The sequence below is a fragment of the Mesorhizobium sp. WSM4307 genome, assembly GCF_007003945.1.
Classification (GTDB): Bacteria; Pseudomonadota; Alphaproteobacteria; order Rhizobiales; family Rhizobiaceae; genus Mesorhizobium.
The window spans coordinates 321,903-340,518 of the sequence record NZ_VFTB01000007.1 but is presented as its reverse complement, the minus strand read 5'-3'; the positions used below and the strand labels follow the sequence as shown (position 1 = coordinate 340,518).

Below are 18,616 nucleotides of genomic sequence, written 5' to 3'. Positions count from 1 at the left end.
TGCATCGCTCAGATCCGCTGGGTTGGATCACCCTCAACGGGCAGTGACGGCCTGCAATCCCGCTCGGCGTTGTCCAACTGTGCGAGCTGGGCGATAGGCAGCGGCTTTACCGGCACGCGGAGCCGGTAGTAGCCGATCGCTCCCACGTCGGTTTCCAGGCTCTCCGCCAGGATCCGAGCTACTGTGCAGCCGCACATTCGGCCCTGGCATTGGCCCATGCCGCATCTGGAGAAGGACTTGAGCTGGTTGATGTCGGTGAAGCCCTCGGAGACGAGCGCGCGCAACTCGCCGGCCGACACCTCCTCGCAACGGCAGGCGATCGTGTTGTCGGACAGTGGGCGTATAGCTTCGGCTGGGCGATAGGCACTGTCGAGAAACCTACGGAACCGAACCTCCCGCAGGAGTCCTCGATACTCGGAAAGCGCGCGTTCATCGCGTTCTGTCTGGGAAATGCGGCCCAGCCGGCACGCCGCATCGAGCGCCGCCAAGCGTCCGCGGTGCACCGCCACTTTGGCGCCGGCGATACCAGCGCCATCGCCGGCGATGGCTACCAGCTCCGAGCTCGTCGCGCCCCACTCGTCCGTCTGCGGACGCCATGCCACCTGCGCCGCATCCCACACATGCTTGCAGCGCAGGCTTGCGGTGATCTGGTTGTTGGGGATCACGCCTTCGTGCAGAAGCAGGAGGGACGCCGCTAGTCTGTGTCGCCTTCCGCCGCTGTCGAAGCTGATAGCCTCCAGGCGAGAAACACCTTCGGCCGCCACATTCCGCCCCCTGAAAAAGGGGACGCGCTTCTTCCTGAGCGCCACGATCCAGGACAGCCCCTTGAGCAAATCACCAGCAAAACCGGCCAGGAAAGGCAGCGCGGCCAGTCCCGTTTCGAACAGGCCTTTTTCGGACGTGTCGATAACGCCATGCAGGGGTACTCCGGCCTTCAAAAGCTGGAGCGCCACGAGGTAGGTGAGGGGCCCTGAGCCGGCGATGACGGTCGGACGGTCGGGCACAATGCCGGACGCCTTCATGAGCGTCTGGGCCGCTCCCGCTCCCATGACGCCTGGAAGTGTCCAACCCGGTATCGGAAACGGGCGCTCCATCGCGCCGGTCGCCAGGATGACTCTCCTCGCCTTCGTCAGATAAGCCGTGCCGTTCTGCGAGACGCCGAGCTTGCCGCCAGCCGACACCTGCCAGACGGCGCTCGAAGGTTCGTATGCGGCCCCGCTCCTGCGAAAGCGCTCCACCAGCACGAGTCCCTTCGCGTAGTCGACGCCGAGAATGTCGCACAACGCGTCCTGCCTGCGACTGTTGCCCTCGATGTTGCGGTAAACCTGCCCGCCGGGCGTCGGCTGCTCGTCGAATAGCACCGTTTTCACGCCCAGTTCGGCAGCAAGCGCGGCAGCCGCCAGGCCCGCGGGACCGCCGCCCACGATCGCAAGTTCGTAGTTCGCGCCAGGGGCATCGGTCATACGATATCGAACCTTCCCGAGCCCAGTTGCGAGCGCACCTGCATTCCGTCGGCAGTTGGCACCAGGCAGGCCTGCCTGTCCGCCTGCCCGTCGATCTCCACCAGGCAGTCGAAGCAGTTGCCAATCATGCAATAGGGCATGCGGTCGGCCCCGCTGACCGGCGTCGTGCGGAAACGATCGACGCCTGCTGCAAGCAATGCCGCAGCAACGCTATCGCCCGGCCGGCACTGCACTGGTCGTCCGTCCAAGAAAATCGTGGCGGACAAATCATCTGTCCTAAGTCGTCGAAACATGCTGGCCTTTCCAAGTTGGCTACGTCAGTTCGCCGTCAGAAGAACCGCGCGGGTCGAAAATCCTGAAGCGCCCTTTCGGGCTCGTCGCCTGACAGTTCAGAGGCAACCACCTTTCCCAGCCAGGGCGCCAGCGTCGCCCCACTGTGGGTGACGGCTGCATAGTAGCCGTTGACTTCCGGGATCGGGCCGACGGCGGACACGCCGTCGCCGGGGATGGCGCGGTGCGACAGGCGCATTGCCTCCGGCCAGATGCCCGTGAGTTCCGGATAGAGCCTCGCCGCGCGCTCGATCATCGCGGCGGCCACAGGAGAAGTCTCTTGCGGGCTGCTTTCCAGCGTGAACCCCTGTTCGTCACGCTCGCTATGCAGCATGATCCGACCGGCACCGTCAGGGCGGAAGTTGACCTCGCTTGTCCGGATCACCCGCCGTACACCTGATGCGGTCGGAGCCGTGACCACGATAAGGCCGAGCGTAGGGGTCAGCGGGAAGGTCAGGCGCATGTCTTGCCCGAGATCGTTGGCCCAGCGGCCCGTGGAGTTAACAACCACATCGGCACCGATCGTCTCGCCTGACGCCGTCCTGACGCCGGTAACCTTGTCCGCTTTCAGTTCGACGCCAGTGACGGTTTCACGGCGTAGCTTCGCCCCGAGGGACCGCGCCTTGCCAAGGAAGAACTCAATGTAAACGCTGGGGTCGACCCAACCTTCATCGGGGAAATAGGCGATCTTCGCATCGCCCGACGCCCCAGGAATCAGGGCTGGTTCCAAGCGGTGCAGTTTCTCCGCGGAAATCCATTCGGCAGGATAGCCCCACCCGATGAGCCGCTCGACACGCTCATAGAGTTCCGGCGCTTCGTTCGCGTTCGAGCGCCATTCGACCGCGCCGCCGCCGTGATACCAAGGGCAGTCGCCGAACTCATTCTCCAACTCCCGATGTGCGCGCATACCTAGCGCATTGATCAGGTGGTACCCGTAAGGCGTCTTTTCGTTCGAGTTGGTCCAGGCAAAGCTGGAACCACTCGTGCCGGCACCTGGATAGTCGCGCTCGACAACCGTGACCGAGTGTCCCCTCTCCGCGAGGCGATAGGCGATCGACGTGCCGATGATTCCGGCACCCACAACGACAAACTGGGTCATGCTATTAATTTTTCCGATGGAAAGGATGGGCGGATCGCTAGCGCTCCCGCCCGGCTGAATTCAATCCTTGGGCGTGATGTCGACCGCGAACCACTTTTCCGTCAGGGTGCGATTGAACCCGTCTTTGTTGACCTCGTTGATGGCCGCGTCGAACTTTGCTTTGAGCGCGGTGTCGTCTTTGCGCATCGCAACATTGGCGGTGCCACTGCCCAGAACCCCTTCGATGAACGTGGGCCCGGCAAGCGTGGCGCCAGCCAGGTCTGGCTGCTTCATGGCGGCCTTCAGCATGGTGATGTTGCCCATGACCAGGTCGACGCGACCGGCGGCGAGATCGAGGTTGTGCTCGTCTGTCGTCTTGTATTCGCGGATCTCGACAAGGTCCTTCAACTTGGCCGTGGCGAATGTCGCCGCCGTCGAGGAGCCTTGGACGCCGAGGACCTTTCCCTTGAGCGCCGCGGCCATAGCCTCGATCGCTTTCTTGGCGCCGGCCGGGTCCTTCTTCAGGCTATAATCGACCCGGGGGCCGAGCTCCGAGACCAGCGGATTATCCTTCATCATCATGAAGGCGTTGGGCGCCTTGGCGTAAGGCACCGAGAAGGAAGCAACCTTCTGCCGCTCGGGCGTGACGGACATCGACGCGATGATGGCGTCGAACTTTCCGGCATTGAGCGCCGGCAGCATACCGTCCCAGTCCTGGGCGACGATCTCGCACTCGGCTTTCATGCGGCGGCACAGTTCCTGGGCGAGGTCGATCTCGTAGCCCACGAGCTTGCCGTCGGAGGAGGTATAGTTCCAAGGAGCATAGGCGCCCTCGGTCGCAATGCGTATCTGCGACCATTGTCCGGCTTCATCCGCGCGCCCGGCGCCGGTGAGGAAGATAAAGACGCTGGCCGCTAGGGCCATCCACCTTAACAATCCCATTTTCATTGTTACCCTCTTTATGATTGGCTGCGCGCGCGAAGGACCCACCTCGATCCAGAGATCGGGGGAAGTGACGCAATCGCGATAGTCTCTGCGCAGTGGTTTGCGGTGCCGCGATAGCTAATCCCGGCGCCAACTTGGCTGGAAGCTCCTTCCAGCAGGTGGAGAATAAAGCGAAATCCAGGGCAATTGACAAATATGAAAAGCTTCGTCCTCTATAGCTTTTCCCTATAGCGGTTCGGCCCAAGAAGATGAACTACCGGCAGTTGCAGGCGTTTCGCGCGGTGATGGATGCGGGAACCGTGATCGGAGCCGCGAATCTGCTGCATATCTCGCAGCCTTCCGTCAGCGCCCACATAGCTAACCTCGAACATACGCTGAAGATCCAGCTATTCGTGCGGCAAGGCGGCCGGCTGGTTCCGACCGCGGAGGCTTACCTGCTGCATGAGGAGGCCGGTCACGTCGTCAAAGGCATGGCGCGACTGCGACGGCTGGCGGCCGACATCCAGCAGTTGGAGGCGGGTCGGCTGATCATCGGCGCTTACCCGGCACTGTCCAGCTACGTGCTACCCCGTTTTATCGGGGCGTTCGCCCGGCGCCACCCGAAGCTGCGGCTATCGCTGGAGCCGGAAGCTTCAGTGCGGATCGCCGAACTCGCTGCGAGCAAGCAACTCGACATTGGCCTGATGACGATGCCGGTAATCGACCCGGCGACAACCTGCGACCTCATTTTCGAGACGGCTTCGGTCTGCGTGCTGCCGGTGAAACACCCTTTGAGCGAGAAGGAGACGATTGAAGCCTCCGACATACGCGACGAAACCTTCATCGCGCTTGGGCGCGAGGACGGATCGCGTCAGGCTATCGACCGCAGCCTTGACGATGCGGGGGTTCGCGTCGAGGCTCGTTTCGAGGCTCACTACAGCGACGCTGCCTGCGCTCTCGTGGCCGAGGGGCTCGGCGTTTCAATCGTCGACAGGTTCTCGGCGGAACGCTGGCGCGGAACGCTGGTCATCAAGCCGTTCCTTCCCTACGTCCCTTGCCATGTCTACCTAACGCGCAGCCGCACCCATATGTCTTCCCTCCTCCAGGAGCAGTTCGAGCGCGAGTTCCGCGTCTATCTGGAGGAACAGTTCGCTTAGAACGTCGGCGCTACTGTGCAAACCGGATGGCATTAGAGCTTAAATGCCAAAACTGTCGCGCTACCTGAAGCATCCGTCGACCGGCCGGCGCGTCTCGCTCGCCTCGAAGCTTGTGCGACTTGGCGTTCATCTCCTCTACGTACCGGATGCGGCGGAGATGTATCCGGAGGGTTTCGCCACGACCGTTTCGGTCAGCGGACTGAGAAGGCCTCTGCGGCGCGTTTCGCCCTAGCCATTTCGATGGCGTGGCGACCGTCGTCACGAAGCTGTTTCTGCAGACTGGCGTCGCCGGTCTGGGCCGTCCGCCAATCTCCATTCAAAGCCGACGTCGCGCAATCCCAGGTCAGGCTGGTGTCTCCCAATGGCTGAAATGGAGTACTCGTTTCATAATCGGTCATCTCGACCAAATTATCCAGGCAAAGTCCCTTGCGTTACCGACACAATCACGTGGGACGGATGGCCGGCATCGTGAAAGATAGTCTGCAAGGCCGCAACCGGCGCGCCGGCCTCGCCGCCTCGATTGTCATTGCGCTCGAATTTGGGGAAATCGGCTGAGCATATGTCCAGTCGCAGACGATTGCCTGCTTTGAAGCGGTTGGCCGTCGCCCACATGTCGATGTCGAATCGGTAGATGCGCTCCGGCTTCAGAAGCTCCGGCTCCCCGTCCATATGCCTGTAGCGCGCGCGCAGGACGCCGCTCTGCAAGGTTATAGCGCGACCATCCGGGAAGACGTCACTCAGCCGGCCGAAGAAATCCGTATCAGGCGCACTGGAGCTGGCATAAAGGACGAGGTGCAACGGCCCAACCACATCAAGGTCGGCATTCAGCACCGGCGTTGTGTAGGTCAACACATCATCCCGCTCGTGCAATTCCCGGATATCGGTGCTGCCTGCCCGCACCACGTAAGAAAGGATGCTGCCGCCCAGCGTTGGCGTTGGATTTTCCGGATCGTAGACATAGCTGTCCGGCGTTTCATCTGCCGCCGGTGGCAAGGTTGACAGCGCACCGGAGGAACCGAGATAGAGCGTCGCGGCCGTTGCTTCGGGCGGCGGCCAGGTTGCTGCAGCACGCCATTCATTTGCGCTCATAAGGTAGTAAGTAATCGGCGGGATTTCAGCGATCCGCCCTTCCGCCGCGATGTTGTAATAATGCAGTAGAAGCTGAATGCCGTCCTCGGCGCGATATGTCCGCTTCAGAGATGGATGAGCCTCGATCTCTTCCATATATCCAGGCCCGTTGTGTGCTGAAGGCGTGACAAGCAGACGATTGCCCTCCCGGACGGCCGCGTCGCCATGCCGGCTTAGCTGCTTGAACGTTTCCAGCGTATCGCCGAGGCACCAGTCGTACCACCCTGTAATGAAGAGCGAGGGCGCGCGGATGGAGCCGCAGAGCAGTTCGGTGCTGGCGCGCGGAAACATCAGGGCATCCGGGTCGATCGCATGACCAAATACCGAGTTCAACCTGGTGGTGCTCGTGAAGGTGATGACGTCGGTGTCAATGGCTTGTTTGATCAGCCCCGCCCGCCCCGCTGGTGAAAGCGAATTGTACTGCCGCCACAGCCACGCTTTGCGCGCACTTGAAGGCATAAATCCAAGGTTGGGATAATGAGCGAGAAGCGAGGCCGGCAAGGGTTGATCGAGAGCTTCACTGAAATAGCCCGTGGTGAGAGTCTCGTCGAGCATCAGTCGCTCCATCTCACAATGCGGGATCGACGTCTTGCTTCTGCCCTTGCCGACCGATTTCGAATAGGAATTGATCAACATATGGAAGCGGACACCGTGGCTGCGCGCAACACCCAAGCCGGCCACCTCTGGTGCGATTGCGCTCATACCTGGATGGCTCGCCATGGCAAGTTGCGTACCTCCACAATAGGACCCGCCGAACGAGCCCAGAAAGCCGCCATACCAGTCTTGTCTCGTCACCCAGGCGACAAAATCCTGGCCATCTTCCCACTCGTAAACATAGAAATCCCAACTCGACGGCTCGCTATCACCCGTGCCTCGGACGTCCTGCGAGATGACAATATGTCCGCGTCTGGCAAGCTCGTAGAGATCTTCCTCGCGCTGGAGGCGGCCATAAGGTGTGCGTCGCGCGAGCGCGCGGGCCGGCAGCTCCGGCGGCAGGAACAGCTCGGTCGCCAGCCGGATACCGTCACGCATATCCACCATCACCGTGCGCCGCTCGATCGTGGAAACCGGATATAGTGGGGGGATCGTGGACTGTCCCTCAAGTACGGCCAGAAAGGCGGGAGCAGCCTGCGAGAGCGGGGTCGATTTTTCTGCGTCCATTAGTCGTCCTCGTTACTCAGTCGCAAAGTCGGTCCGAGGACATCAACCACCCCATATCTCACCGAAAACACGAAGGAAGTTCTCGCCAAGAATGCCGCGGATCTCGTTTTCGCCGAAGCCCCGCGCCCTGAGCGAGATCTCGACATTGCCGGCATCGGCATGGCCGGCGATCCGCGACGGGAACGTCCAGGGTGGCATCGGGATGTAGCGCTCGTCATAGCCGTAATAGACATAGTCGTCCGCGTTCTCTTCGGCGAAGTCAAAGCCCAGGCCAACATGTTGGGGTCCGACCAAGTCGGCGATGTAGGCGGCGTGATCAATGAGCATATCGAGCGTCGCCGGCCCGTTTCGGGTCAAGAAAAACGGCGCGGCGCAGACACCGATGACGCCACCCGAGGCAGCCACCGCGCGGATGAGGTCGTCGCCGACATTGCGTGGTGTTTCCAGCAAAGCCCGTGCATTGGCATGTGAGATGACCAGCGGCCGCGTTGCGATCTCGGTCGCCTCCAGGGCGGTGCGGGCTCCGGCATGGGCGAGATCCACCACCATGGACAGCGCTTCCATACGACCGATGACCTTCTTGCCGAAAGTGCTCAGACCCGCATCGCTCGCCTCGAAGCAGCCGTCGCCGATGCGATTGCGCGCGTTATAAGTCAGCTGCATCACGCGAATGCCGCATGCTTGGAAAACATTGATGAAATCGAGCTCATCCTCAATCGCGTCCGCGCCTTGAAAATGCAGCACAATCGCCACCTCGCCAGCCGCTTTGGCAGCCCAGACGTCAGCGACGGAGCGTGCGATCCTGATCTTGTGGGTGGCGGAGCGCTCAATCTCCAGCCATTTCGCCACGACCTCCATGGTCGTGCGGAAATCCTCGATCGCCCCTGCCGTGGCAAGGATAACGTCGAGGCCCCCGGCGATGACATCGGGCAGGCGCTTATCGACATCGCGGGGCTTGATCATCGGGGCGGCCGCGTCGAGCAGTATCGGAGAAGAATATAATGCCATGCTTGGACTCTTTCGCTGCAACGCTTACCTCATCGTGTGACGGGGCTATTGGAGGGGGCGTCTGTGTTGTTCCTATCTGTGACCAGCCAACATCGTGCGGCACGCCCGGCGTCCAGGATCGTGTCCGTTGGTGCCTGATCCAGACAGATATCTATCCTTGAGGTACAGCGCGGATGAAAGGCGCAGCCGCTTGGCTTGCGGGCGAGATCCGGCGGACGGCCCTCTATTGTCGCCAAGCCACCTTGGACGCGCATGTCTACGCGCGGCACTGCTTTCAGAAGCGCTGCCGTGTATGGGTGCGCCGGGCGCTCGAAGACCTCGGCAGTGGGACCTTGCTCGATAATTCGGCCGGCATACATGACCAGCACGCGCGAGCAGAACTGCGAGACAAGGGCGATGTTATGCGAGATGAAGATGATCGCGGTGCCGGTCTCGCGGTTCATCGTCGCCAGCAGTTGCACAATCTGAGCCTGGACGGTGACATCGAGCGCGGTCGTCGGTTCGTCGGCAATGACCAATTGCGGCCGATTTGCCGTGCCCATGGCGATGCCGACGCGCTGGCGCATGCCGCCGGAATATTGGTGTGGATAGTCGCGAGCCCGCCTTTCGGCTTCGGGAATACGTACCGCCCGCAACATGTCGACGGAGCGGCGGCTTGCTTCGCGTCTGCTGACAAAGCTGTGCGCCTCGATCGCCTCGCCGATTTGTCGGCCCACCTGCATCACCGGATTGAGCGATGCAGACGGATCCTGAAAGATAAATCCGATTTCATTGCCGCGAACCTTCCGCATCTCGCTTTCGTGCAGAGACAGCAAGTCGCGGCCGGCGAAGGCAATCTGCCCGCCCACAATCCTGCTCGGATAGCGGAGCAGACGGATCAGGGAAAGGGCAAGCATCGTCTTGCCGCAGCCGGATTCGCCCACAATACCGATGACCTCGCCGCGTCTCACATTGAACGAGACCCCGTCGACGGCTTCCACGATGCCGCGCGCCGTCGGGATGTTGACGCACAGGTCGATCACGTCGAGCAGGGTGTCGGCATCGCTGCGGTCCAACATCGCCATTACCTCTCAGATCTGCCCTACTGTTGCGGGCTGCAGCGAGGCCCGAGGCTGCTGCAAAGCGGCGGTGCCGGCGAAATGGCAGGCAACCTGATGCGAATCCCCAGGTGCAGGAATGGGAATCTCGGTTGCGCAGCGAGAGGGGTTGTCGAGCTGCTTTCGCAGCCAGCAGCGCGGATGGAAGCGGCATCCGGACGGAATGTTTAGCGGCGACGGCGGATCGCCGACGACGAGGAGCGGCTCCGATGCCGGCCGGCCGTGCGTAGTGAGCGTGGGTACTGCTGAAAGCAGAGCCATGGTGTAGGGATGGCGCGGCCTTGCGAAAAGAGCCTCGACTTCCGCCAATTCTACAACCGACCCGAGATACATGACCGCGACGCGGCTTGCGATCTGACGGACAATAGCGAGATCATGCGAGATGAAGACATAAGTCAGGCCGAACTGCTGCTGCAGGCTGACCAAGAGGTTGACGATCTGTGCCTGGATAGTAACGTCCAGCGCGCTCAGTGGCTCGTCGCATATGATCAGCTTTGGTGATGCCGCCAGCGCTCGCGCGATACCAATGCGCTGACGCTGGCCGCCACTGAAGGCACGAGGCAGGCGCGGCGCGGCATCGGCCCCCAGCCCCACGAGGTCGAGCAGTTCGGCGACGCGCTTCTTGCGCGCCACGACATCAACGCCCGCAATCAGCAGTGGCTCGCCGACGATCGCCTCGATGCGCTGCCGCGGGTTGAGGCTGGCATGCGGATCCTGGAAGATCATCTGCATGCTGCGACGCGCTAAGCGCAACGCCTTTGGCTGGAGATGGTTGAGCAGCACGCCACCGAATTCGATCGTGCCTGAGGTCGGACGCTGCAGCATGGCGATGGTGCGCCCAAGCGTAGTCTTGCCACAGCCGCTCTCGCCAACGATGGCCAGTGTCTCACCGGCTTCGACCTCGATGCTGATGCCATCGACGGCCCGAACCACTCTCGGTTGCCGAAGGAATCCGCCGCTTGCGGCGAAGGAGACGTGCAAGTCACGGATACTCAGCAGCGAGCCCATGTCACACTCCTCTCTGTCCGCGCAGCGCCGGGTCGAACAGGTCGCGAAGCGCGTCCCCGGCGACGTTGAAGGCGAGCAGCGTTAAGCCAATCGCCAATGCCGGCATCATCAACAGATGCGGAAAAGCCTGGATTGATTGCGCTCCGGCGGAGATCATCGTACCCCAGCTCGGCGTTGGCGGATCAATACCCACACCCAGGAAGCTTAGACCAGCCTCCAGGAGAATGGCGTTTGGCACGACGAAGGTCGCCGACACCAGGATAACCGGAAGGCAGTTCGGCAGGATATGCGTGCGGATGATCAGCCAGTGGCTGGCGCCCGACAAGCGCGAGGCAAGCACATACTCGCTGTCCTTCAGCGCCATGACCTGCGAGCGCACCAGCCGCGCGGTTGTCAGCCACGAGGTCAGGCTAAGCGTCAGGAGAATCCCAAGGAGGCCGCCGGACAGGCGATAGACTTCGGCCAAAGGCGACAGCAACCCTGTAGGCTGGCCGCTCAATTGGCCCTTGATGAGCGCCGCGATCAATATGGCGAAGAGCGTGTCGGGGAAAGCGTACATGCTGTCGACCAAACGCATGATCAGCGTGTCGGCCCGGCCCCCTACATAGGCCGAGACTGTACCGATCATGACACCGATGGCGAGCGCGATCCCGGTGGAAAGCAGCGCTACGATTAACGAGACGCGGGCACCGACAGCGAGCCGGGCGACCATGTCGCGGCCGAGCTCGTCAGTGCCCAGCCAGTGAGCGGAAGAGGGCAATGCGTTACGGTGCAGGATGTCCTGCTTGTAGGCGTCATAGGGCAGCAATGCCGCCCCGAGCGCCAGGATCGCAACCAGCGCCAAAAACGCCAGTCCCAAGCTTAGCGCGGGGTTCTGCCTAGCATGCGTCACCAGGCTCCGCAGCAGGGCTGCGTCGCGTGATGGCTCAGGCTCGGCGTCTCGGGCCAGCACTGTCATGCACCGTGTTCCATGCGGACGCGCGGGTCGAGCAGGAAGTAGCTCATGTCGACGACGATGTTGATGACGACGACGAAGACCGCGTAGACCAGGGTCGTCCCGATGATGACCGGATAGTCGCGCGCAGCGATGGCCAGCACGAAATAGCGACCGAAGCCTGGAATGCCAGCAATCGATTCAACGAAGAAGGAACCGACAAGCACATAGGATGCATAAGCTCCAACAACCGTCACAACCGGGATCAGCGCGTTGCGGCCCATATGGCGGATGATGATGGTGATTGGTCGTAGCCCTTTTGCCCGTGCCGACTGAACGAAGTCGAGATGCATCACCTCGAGCATGCTCGTTCGGAAATAGCGGATGATGGCCGCCATAGGCGCCAGAGCCAGCGAGAGGATAGGAATGATCGCGGAGGGCGTAAACACTCCCTTGAAACCGAAGGTCGGCAGCCAGCCGAGCAGCACACTGAAGCAGACAATTAGGACGGAGGTGACGACATAGGTCGGCATCGAAGTTCCAAGCGTACTCAGTACCCGGACTGCGGTATCGACCCACCGATGCCTGGTGAGTGCGGCCAATGCGCCGAGGGGTAGGCCCAGAAAGATTGCGAGGAGCAGCGCCGATGCGCCGATCTTTAGCGAGACCGGCAGGAAGCGCTTGATGATATCGGTGACCGACTGCGACTGATCGCGGTAGGACGGGCCGAAATCGCCTTGCAGCGCATCCCAGAGATAATCGGCATACTGCACATAAAGCGGCTGATCGAGCCGGTACTTGGCATCAAGCGCCGCCTTGACCGAAGGCTCGATGGGCCTGTTGGAGCCGACATCCCACGGTGATCCCGGTGTCACATGAGCGATGAAGAACACCATCGTGTAGACGAGGATGAGGGTTGGGATACCGGCCAGTATGCGCTTTAGAAAATAGGTTAGCATCCTGTTCGTCCCTGTCCAGACTACTCGAAGCTGGCTTCTTCAATGTGATAGAAGTCAAGCACGCCTTCGTGTTTCAGTCCTTTGACATTCGGTTTGATCAGCCAAAGATTGGTGGGATTGAAAAGCGGACTCATTGGCGCTTCGTCTTCAAGGATCTTGTTGGCGGCGCGAAAGATTTCGGTGCGCTTGGCCGGATCGGTCTCGAGGTTGCCCTTCGTAACCAGAGCGGCGAAGTCAGGGGTCTTGAAGTGGTTCTGGCGGTAGTCGGCCAGTATCAGATCACCGAACCAGTTCGCCGGGTCAGCATAGTCCGACCACCAGCCGTTCAACATCGCGTCGTAGGGTTCGGCCTTGCGCGACGCGACCCACGAGCGGAAGGCGTTTTCCTCAAGCTGGTTGATGTTGGCGGTGATGCCGAGGTTCTCCGACCACATCTGCTGCAGCAGCTGTGCAACGAGCGGCCGGCCGGCGGTCGGCGTTGTCGTTATGGTGAAGGCCGGAAAGCCCTTGCCACCAGGAAAGCCGGCTTCGGCCAGCAGCTTCTTGGCGTCCTCAACGTTGCCCTTTAGCGCGTCGTCCGGATTGCTGCCGGCGATCGAGTCCGGAAGCACAGTGGCGGTGGGATGGTCGGTTCCGTCGCTGACGACGGCCACGATCGCCTTGCGGTCGATCGCCAGGCTCAGCGCTTGCCGCACACGCTTGTCGTTCCACGGCGCATGCGAAAGATCGTATTGGACCCAAGTCGTACCCGCAATTGCATATGGGACCAACTCTTTTGACAGCGTCGGATCCGCCTTCACCCGGGGAAGGTCCTGGGTTGGGATACATGAAGCAAAGTCGATCTCGCCGGCCTCGTAAGCGCGCATCTGTGCAGTGCACAGATCGCCCGAGGCGATGGTCATCTCGATCTTGCCGATCGCGGGTTTGGTGCCGCCGTAATAGGGATTTGTCTCCATGCTTATCGACTGGTCGTTGATCCTTGGTCCGTTGGACAGCATGTTCTCCGGTGCGATCCATTTGTCGCCGACCTTTTCGATAAGCGCCTTTGGCACCGGCGTCAGATAGGGCAGCGCGAGCTTGGCCCGAAAATAGGGCGCCACCGTCGCGGTCACCACCTGGAACGTGTATTCACCGGTCGCCTTGATGCCGACCGCGTCAGCGTCGGTGATCTTGCCTTTGTTGTAGGCGTCAGCGTTCTCCACGTCGCCGAGGAAGGTCGCCACTTCGCTGGCCATCTTGGGGTCCAGGATGCGCTTCCAGGAATAGACCCAGTCGGCGGCGGTGATCGGAACGCCGTTCGACCATTTGTAGTTTGGGTTGAGAGTGATCGTCCACGTCCTGCCGTCAGCGCCGAGATCAATGCTCTTGGCTTGGCGCAGGACCAAGTTGCCCTTTTCATCGAGGCGGGCCAACGGCTCAAAGAGTTGGGCATTCACGAAGATTGAGAAGTCGGAAGCCAGGTTGGGATCCATGAACCGCGGCTCGCCCGTCATCATGCGAAAAGTCTTGGGCTCCTCGGCGTTCGCGATGCTGGCTAGCAGGCCAACGCCCATGATCAGGGCGCTTGCCGATGCAGCGAGTGCGCGTGGAAGTATCATCTCAAATCTCCATCTTGCGTGGAATTTACGGTCGGTCGTTCCCCGTGCCGACTACAGTCAACGTAGTAGATGGATAATTCTTTTTCTAATACCGATTACGTCCGGATTGATGCCCGTGTGGCCTCAATCTGGATAGCATCTTATCGGTCGGGTCGGCGCTGCACGCTCCGTTTGCTTGGCTCGGCATCCATGTTGGACGTCACCTCGCGTACCACCGCGATGAAATTCTGCAATGTCTTCGACTTAAGATCGGGATGCCAGGCGACAACACTTGCGACCGAGGGCATATCCTCCCGGAACGGCCTAACCGCAACGTCGTGGCGCGTCTTCAGCCATCGGGCGTTGACATAGATCGAGACGCCGACGCCTGCGGCGACCAGATTGACGATGCCGTCAGAATGCGCGGCCTCTTGGACCACGCGCGGTCGAAACCCAGCCGACATGCAAATTGAGTCGACGAGGTCGAGAAAGGTGGCCCATGAGTTGACTGCTCCCAGCACGAATGGCTCGGGAGCCAGGCTGGCGAGGTTTATTTCCGAATTTGCAGCGAGCTTGTGACCGCGCGGAAGTAGGCAAATCAGCTGTTCGCGTCGCACGATTTGAAATTCGAGATTGCTGACCAGATGCGCGCCGAACAGGAAGCCAACATCGAGCCGGCGCTTGCGCAGCGCTTCGGCCATATCCGGCGAACTCATGGAGCGCAGTTCAACCTCAACATCTGGATATCGGGAACGGAAATCGCGAACAATCTTCGGAAGCGCATCGTTGATGGCAAAGTCATTAAAACCGACCGAGATCGTACCGAGGTCACCTTCGTTGACGCGGTGTGCGACGCGAATTGCCGCAGCGACATGCTCGAGCACATCGCGGGCTTCCGGCAGGAAGGCTATGCCCGCTGCAGTCATGGTCACCATTCTAGTGGTGCGATCGAAAAGACGCACCCCAAGCAGACCTTCAAGATCACGGATGGTCCGGCTAAGTGCTGGCTGGGCTATATTCAGGCGATCGGCTGCGCGGCGGAAGTTTTTATCCTCTGCCACAGCTATAAAGGCCCTAAGATGGCGTAGCTCGACTGACATTATGATCTCTTCGCTACGAAAACAGCTAAACGCGCCCGTGCGCAGCAAAGCGGATATGTCACCGCTTGTCATGCATCTTGTTCAAAATTCCTGACTACTCGAGGAATCGAGGAATCAGGTTGTTTTCGTCGTTCGACCGCAGCCTTGGCGACATTGCTCCGCAAAGCCCAGCTGCGCAGCGTCAACGAACAGCGGTTGACGGCGCAGTGCGCACGACTATCCAGAAATCCTGAACCATATGGCCCATATCGCAGGATCGGAACTCGACCAGCGCCGACCTGGCACTCCTGGAGATCGTTCAACATAACAATCGTTTGACCTCCCAGGAGTTCGCAACCCTTGCAAACCTTTCACCGTTGAGGCGGGTTCATATCGACATTCACCTCAGGGGCCGTGAAACGACTTCGATGGGCCGGGTGCGGGCTGCGTGTGTCGTGCGCTCGATCGAAAGCACCGTCTGCGGCGGAAGCTCTCCATCATGCAGCCTCTGGAGATGCTCGACGACATTCTTATCCGCGGCCGTGAACCGGTGGTTCAGGCGAAGAAAGTCCATCCAGGTCGGCGTGCGGAATGTCTCCGTCCAAACCGAAGGCGTTTGCAGGTTGCGCTGGAGCGTCCAGTTTCGTGCACCGGCGCGGCTTTGAACGTGCCGCCTGGCGCGCATGCAGCCCAGAAACGCCTCGGTATTTGCTTCGGATATGGAATACTCGATTTTGACATTGATCGGGCCACTCCTGGGCTTCAGATCGAGTGCCAGGTCTGGCGGATCGAAATCCGAACTTTCCTGGTCCGTTTCTTCCCATGGACGCACTGGGAACAGTATTCCCGCTGCCGCGACCAACAATAGGGCCCCTCCCGCTCCCTCCAGAGCCCAGGTCAGGGAGTAGTTCTGGGCGACGGTTCCCCAGACCCAGCTGCCGGCAGCCATGCCGCCGGCGCTCAAGGCGTAGTAGATCGATAGTGTGCGGCCGACGACCCATCTTGGACTGGCCAGCTGCACCGAGACGTCGATGCCCGTCCAGGTGATGAGCCATCCGGCCCCCCCGAGTGCCAGCGCCAAAGCCGCCACCGCGACCGACGATGTCAGGGCAAGGGAAAGGCAGCATGATGCACATGCAACAGAGGCGGCCGCCACCAGCTTGTTTTGAGACATGATCCGCCTGAGGAAGCTGTTGCTCATGCCGGCGACGAAAGCCCCGCCGCCGAAACCGGCCAACAGAATGCCGTAGACGATTGGACCGCTTTGCAACTGATCGCGGACAACGAGAGGCAGCAGCGCGAGGATAGAGATGCTGGCCAAGCCGAACAGGGTCGCCCGGGCGACCGCAGACCTAATCTCGAAGGACATTGCAGTGAAGCGCAGCCCGTCGTGAATAGCCGTGGTCATTTTCTCGCGCGGGAGAGGCGAAGCGCGGACGTGCCATTTGGTACGCCATATGGCGGCAAGCGGCGTCAGATCGCACAGCGCGGCCAGGGCGAAAGCGGTGAGCGGTCCGAAGAAAGCCAGGATCACGCCCCCCAAAGCCGGACCAACGCTACGCACGACGTTGTATCCCACAGACGTCAGCGTCACGGCGGCCGGAATGTCCCGCTTGTGCAATATATCGCCGATTGAAGCGTGCCAGGCTGGATCGTTCAAGGCAAAGCCGCAGCCTGCGAGGAAACCAAGTCCGAGGATGAGCCAGGGACTGATAAATCCCAGGTAGACAGAAATCACCAGTGTCGTTGACGCCAACGCCAACAGGCAGTGTCCTGCAAACATCACCCATCTGCGGCTGAAATTGTCGGCGATGGCTCCGGCAAGGATCGACAAGAAGAACACTGGCAACGTCGACGCGGCCTGCACCAGTGCAACCATCAGATCGGACGCCGAAATCGTCGCCATCAGCCAACTGATGGCCACCGTTTGCACGAGCCATCCCAGACTGGATATTTGTGAGGCCGTCCAGATCGAACGAAACACCCCGTTCCGAAGTGGAGCGAGGGTTGTTGAAGTGGATGTATGGGGGTCAACGTGCTGCATGTCTCTCTGCTTTCAGGCCTCCCAGCCTCGTTGCTGCGACGCAGCAGGATATCCAGCGTTTCCCGGAAACCGGCATCATGAGCCAAATCGAGCGTTATGGCTTAACATCTCGCGTGAGATATCTTATTGAACCCGGCGAGTGGCTGGTCGGCTCAAGCGCGTTCGACGGACTTGAGAAGCGGCAACGGCTTGCGACGATCATCCTCAAGCCACATTTCGCCCTGCCCCGATTTCAGGCAGCCGTGATTGCCACGGCATGGCTTCTTCCAGATCGCGCGCGACACGCACGAGCGTCGCTTCATCGCCAAAGCGTCCAACGATCTGTACCCCAATCGGCAACCCACTTGCTGACTGTGCCAGAGGAAGGGAGACAGAGGGATGGCCCGTGACGTTAAAGACACCGACGAACTGGTAGTATGCCGCATCGGCATCCATGTACTCTTCTGCAGAGATGCTTGGATGGGTGGCGCAATAGACGCCACCATGCGGTGGCGCGGGTGTTGGCATCGTAGGAGTTACCAGAATATCGAAGTTCTGGATGGCTTCGCCGACGTGCAGTCTCATCTGTCGCACGGCATCAAAGATATCTAGTGCGTTAGATATCGTTATTGTGCGGCCGTATTCATGGAGCTTCAAATTGACGGGTTCCAAGGTCTCTGGCCCTATGGAACGACCCATGGATGCCGCCGCCGCTTCCAGCCGACTTGCCCCCATGCCAGCCATTCCAAGCAAGATCTTGCTATACATCGCCGGACTGTAGGGAGGTCGTACCTCAGCCACTATGTGTCCCATGTCTTCAAGCACTTTGACGGTTGCATCAACGGCTCGCTGTACCTCTGGCTCGACTTCGACGGCACCCCATTTTGATCTTGCGACGCCGACCCGCAATCTGCTGTTGGAACGCTTCAACTCTTCCGAATAGGGCCGTTCCGGCTGAACTACAATAAATGGATCACCGGGATGAGGACCGGAAAATATGTCCAGTGCGGCAGCCATATCCCGGACGGTTTTGCAGACGACGAATTGTCGTGCGAACCCGAATCCGGAATCCTGATTGTGAGGGCCACCCGAAACGCGACCCCGTGAGGGATTGAGCCCGACCAGACCGCACCATGCGGCGGGGGTTCGCGTTGATCCGCCACCGTCGCTAGCCGAGGCAATAGGAACGATGCCGGCAGCAACAGCAGCTGCCGCCCCGGCCGAAGAGCCCCCTGCCGACCGTTTGAGATTCCAGGGATTGCCGGTCACGCCATTGAGAACGGATTCGCTCATCCCGGAAATCCCGAACTCTGGCGTCGTGGTCCGACCCAGAATTCGCAAACCTCCTTCCCGAGCTCGCCGCACATAATAGCTGTCGAACTCCCAGCGATTATCCTTGAATAGACGGCTTCCTTTTTCTTCCAGCCTCCCAGCCTCGGCAAAACCCAAGTCTTTTCTTAAGAAAGGCACCCCGTGAAACAACCCTCCGCGCACGCCACTTTCAGCAACTGCGTCAGCATCATCATAGAATTCAATGACGGCATTGATCCGCGGGTTGACCACATCATGTGCCTCGCGAGCCAACCGCGCCAGTTCCAGCGCAGTAACTTCGCCGGAATCCACCAGCGCAGCCAAGCCTTTGGCGTCGTAGTTGACATATTCGCTCAACTTCATCGTCTTGTTTACTTTC

Annotated in this window: 15 protein-coding genes and 1 pseudogene; 2 read left to right on the top strand and 14 right to left on the bottom strand. The window is 60.5% G+C overall.

Annotation, left to right across the window (positions count from 1 at the left end; translation table 11 throughout):
- Positions 1–8 precede the first annotated feature (8 nt).
- Genes FJV83_RS19150 through FJV83_RS19135 form a run of 4 tightly spaced genes read right to left on the bottom strand, consistent with a single transcriptional unit; the run spans position 9 to position 3,795 of the window.
- Complete coding sequence (locus FJV83_RS19150) at positions 9–1,463, bottom strand: NAD(P)/FAD-dependent oxidoreductase (protein WP_095774205.1); 1,455 nt, start codon at positions 1,461–1,463, stop codon at positions 9–11.
- Positions 1,460–1,756, bottom strand: a complete 297-nt coding sequence (locus FJV83_RS19145) for a (2Fe-2S)-binding protein (protein WP_095774204.1) — start codon at positions 1,754–1,756, stop codon at positions 1,460–1,462. Before FJV83_RS19145 ends, FJV83_RS19150 begins: the two co-directional genes overlap by 4 nt.
- A 35-nt stretch (positions 1,757–1,791) precedes the next feature.
- Positions 1,792–2,892, bottom strand: a complete 1,101-nt coding sequence (locus FJV83_RS19140) for an FAD-binding oxidoreductase (RefSeq protein ID WP_095774203.1) — start codon at positions 2,890–2,892, stop codon at positions 1,792–1,794.
- 60 nt (positions 2,893–2,952) lie between these two features.
- A complete protein-coding gene (locus FJV83_RS19135) occupies positions 2,953–3,795 on the bottom strand; it encodes a transporter substrate-binding domain-containing protein (RefSeq protein WP_245318191.1) in 843 nt (280 codons plus the stop codon).
- A gap of 269 nt (positions 3,796–4,064) precedes the next feature.
- Here FJV83_RS19135 and FJV83_RS19130 point away from each other — a divergent pair, with 269 nt between their 5' ends.
- Both FJV83_RS19130 and FJV83_RS19125 read left to right on the top strand, forming a co-directional pair.
- Entirely contained in the window at positions 4,065–4,952 is an 888-nt protein-coding gene (locus FJV83_RS19130) for a LysR substrate-binding domain-containing protein (RefSeq protein WP_095774202.1), read from the top strand.
- 100 nt (positions 4,953–5,052) lie between these two features.
- Positions 5,053–5,236 (top strand): annotated as a pseudogene (locus tag FJV83_RS19125) (pantoate--beta-alanine ligase); the annotation flags it as partial.
- Between the two features lie 124 nt (positions 5,237–5,360).
- Here the strand turns inward: FJV83_RS19125 and FJV83_RS19120 are convergent.
- The 10 genes from FJV83_RS19120 to FJV83_RS19075 form a co-directional block, all read right to left on the bottom strand.
- The gene (locus FJV83_RS19120; RefSeq protein WP_095774201.1) at positions 5,361–7,241 is read right to left on the bottom strand and encodes a CocE/NonD family hydrolase; all 1,881 of its coding nucleotides are present in this window, start codon (positions 7,239–7,241) and stop codon (positions 5,361–5,363) included.
- Between the two features lie 42 nt (positions 7,242–7,283).
- A complete protein-coding gene (locus tag FJV83_RS19115) occupies positions 7,284–8,204 on the bottom strand; it encodes a membrane dipeptidase (protein WP_245318200.1) in 921 nt (306 codons plus the stop codon).
- A 74-nt stretch (positions 8,205–8,278) separates the two neighbouring features.
- A complete protein-coding gene (locus FJV83_RS19110) occupies positions 8,279–9,313 on the bottom strand; it encodes an ABC transporter ATP-binding protein (RefSeq protein ID WP_095774199.1) in 1,035 nt (344 codons plus the stop codon).
- Between the two features lie 6 nt (positions 9,314–9,319).
- Positions 9,320–10,354, bottom strand: coding sequence for an oligopeptide/dipeptide ABC transporter ATP-binding protein (locus FJV83_RS19105; RefSeq protein WP_095774198.1), 1,035 nt, complete (start codon positions 10,352–10,354; stop codon positions 9,320–9,322).
- 1 nt (position 10,355) lies between these two features.
- Positions 10,356–11,312, bottom strand: coding sequence for an ABC transporter permease (locus FJV83_RS19100; RefSeq protein ID WP_095774197.1), 957 nt, complete (start codon positions 11,310–11,312; stop codon positions 10,356–10,358).
- Positions 11,309–12,247 carry an ABC transporter permease gene (locus FJV83_RS19095; RefSeq protein WP_095774196.1) on the bottom strand — a complete coding sequence of 313 codons (939 nt, stop codon included), beginning with the start codon at positions 12,245–12,247 and terminating at the stop codon, positions 11,309–11,311. Before FJV83_RS19095 ends, FJV83_RS19100 begins: the two co-directional genes overlap by 4 nt.
- 20 nt (positions 12,248–12,267) lie before the next feature.
- Positions 12,268–13,845, bottom strand: coding sequence for a peptide ABC transporter substrate-binding protein (locus tag FJV83_RS19090; protein WP_142886618.1), 1,578 nt, complete (start codon positions 13,843–13,845; stop codon positions 12,268–12,270).
- 140 nt (positions 13,846–13,985) lie between these two features.
- Positions 13,986–14,924 (bottom strand): LysR substrate-binding domain-containing protein, encoded by a 939-nt coding sequence (locus FJV83_RS19085; protein ID WP_179296490.1) that lies wholly within the window; start codon positions 14,922–14,924, stop codon positions 13,986–13,988.
- A 379-nt stretch (positions 14,925–15,303) separates the two neighbouring features.
- Positions 15,304–16,947: an MFS transporter gene (locus tag FJV83_RS19080; RefSeq protein WP_095774193.1), complete on the bottom strand. Its 1,644-nt coding sequence runs from the start codon at positions 16,945–16,947 to the stop codon at positions 15,304–15,306.
- A gap of 204 nt (positions 16,948–17,151) precedes the next feature.
- Positions 17,152–18,600 carry an amidase gene (locus tag FJV83_RS19075; protein ID WP_095774192.1) on the bottom strand — a complete coding sequence of 483 codons (1,449 nt, stop codon included), beginning with the start codon at positions 18,598–18,600 and terminating at the stop codon, positions 17,152–17,154.
- Positions 18,601–18,616: the final 16 nt, after the last annotated feature.

Coding starts and splice junctions, on each gene's coding strand:
- FJV83_RS19145 (WP_095774204.1), bottom strand. CDS start 1,756: ATGTTTCGACGACTTAGGACAGATGATTTGTCCGCCACGATTTTCTTG.
- FJV83_RS19120 (WP_095774201.1), bottom strand. CDS start 7,241: ATGGACGCAGAAAAATCGACCCCGCTCTCGCAGGCTGCTCCCGCCTTT.
- FJV83_RS19075 (WP_095774192.1), bottom strand. CDS start 18,600: ATGAAGTTGAGCGAATATGTCAACTACGACGCCAAAGGCTTGGCTGCG.
- FJV83_RS19130 (WP_095774202.1), top strand. CDS start 4,065: ATGAACTACCGGCAGTTGCAGGCGTTTCGCGCGGTGATGGATGCGGGA.
- FJV83_RS19115 (WP_245318200.1), bottom strand. CDS start 8,204: ATGATCAAGCCCCGCGATGTCGATAAGCGCCTGCCCGATGTCATCGCC.
- FJV83_RS19150 (WP_095774205.1), bottom strand. CDS start 1,463: ATGACCGATGCCCCTGGCGCGAACTACGAACTTGCGATCGTGGGCGGC.
- FJV83_RS19105 (WP_095774198.1), bottom strand. CDS start 10,354: ATGGGCTCGCTGCTGAGTATCCGTGACTTGCACGTCTCCTTCGCCGCA.
- FJV83_RS19090 (WP_142886618.1), bottom strand. CDS start 13,845: ATGATACTTCCACGCGCACTCGCTGCATCGGCAAGCGCCCTGATCATG.
- FJV83_RS19100 (WP_095774197.1), bottom strand. CDS start 11,312: ATGACAGTGCTGGCCCGAGACGCCGAGCCTGAGCCATCACGCGACGCA.
- FJV83_RS19140 (WP_095774203.1), bottom strand. CDS start 2,892: ATGACCCAGTTTGTCGTTGTGGGTGCCGGAATCATCGGCACGTCGATC.
- FJV83_RS19085 (WP_179296490.1), bottom strand. CDS start 14,924: ATGTCAGTCGAGCTACGCCATCTTAGGGCCTTTATAGCTGTGGCAGAG.
- FJV83_RS19095 (WP_095774196.1), bottom strand. CDS start 12,247: ATGCTAACCTATTTTCTAAAGCGCATACTGGCCGGTATCCCAACCCTC.
- FJV83_RS19080 (WP_095774193.1), bottom strand. CDS start 16,947: ATGCAGCACGTTGACCCCCATACATCCACTTCAACAACCCTCGCTCCA.
- FJV83_RS19135 (WP_245318191.1), bottom strand. CDS start 3,795: ATGGCCCTAGCGGCCAGCGTCTTTATCTTCCTCACCGGCGCCGGGCGC.
- FJV83_RS19110 (WP_095774199.1), bottom strand. CDS start 9,313: ATGGCGATGTTGGACCGCAGCGATGCCGACACCCTGCTCGACGTGATC.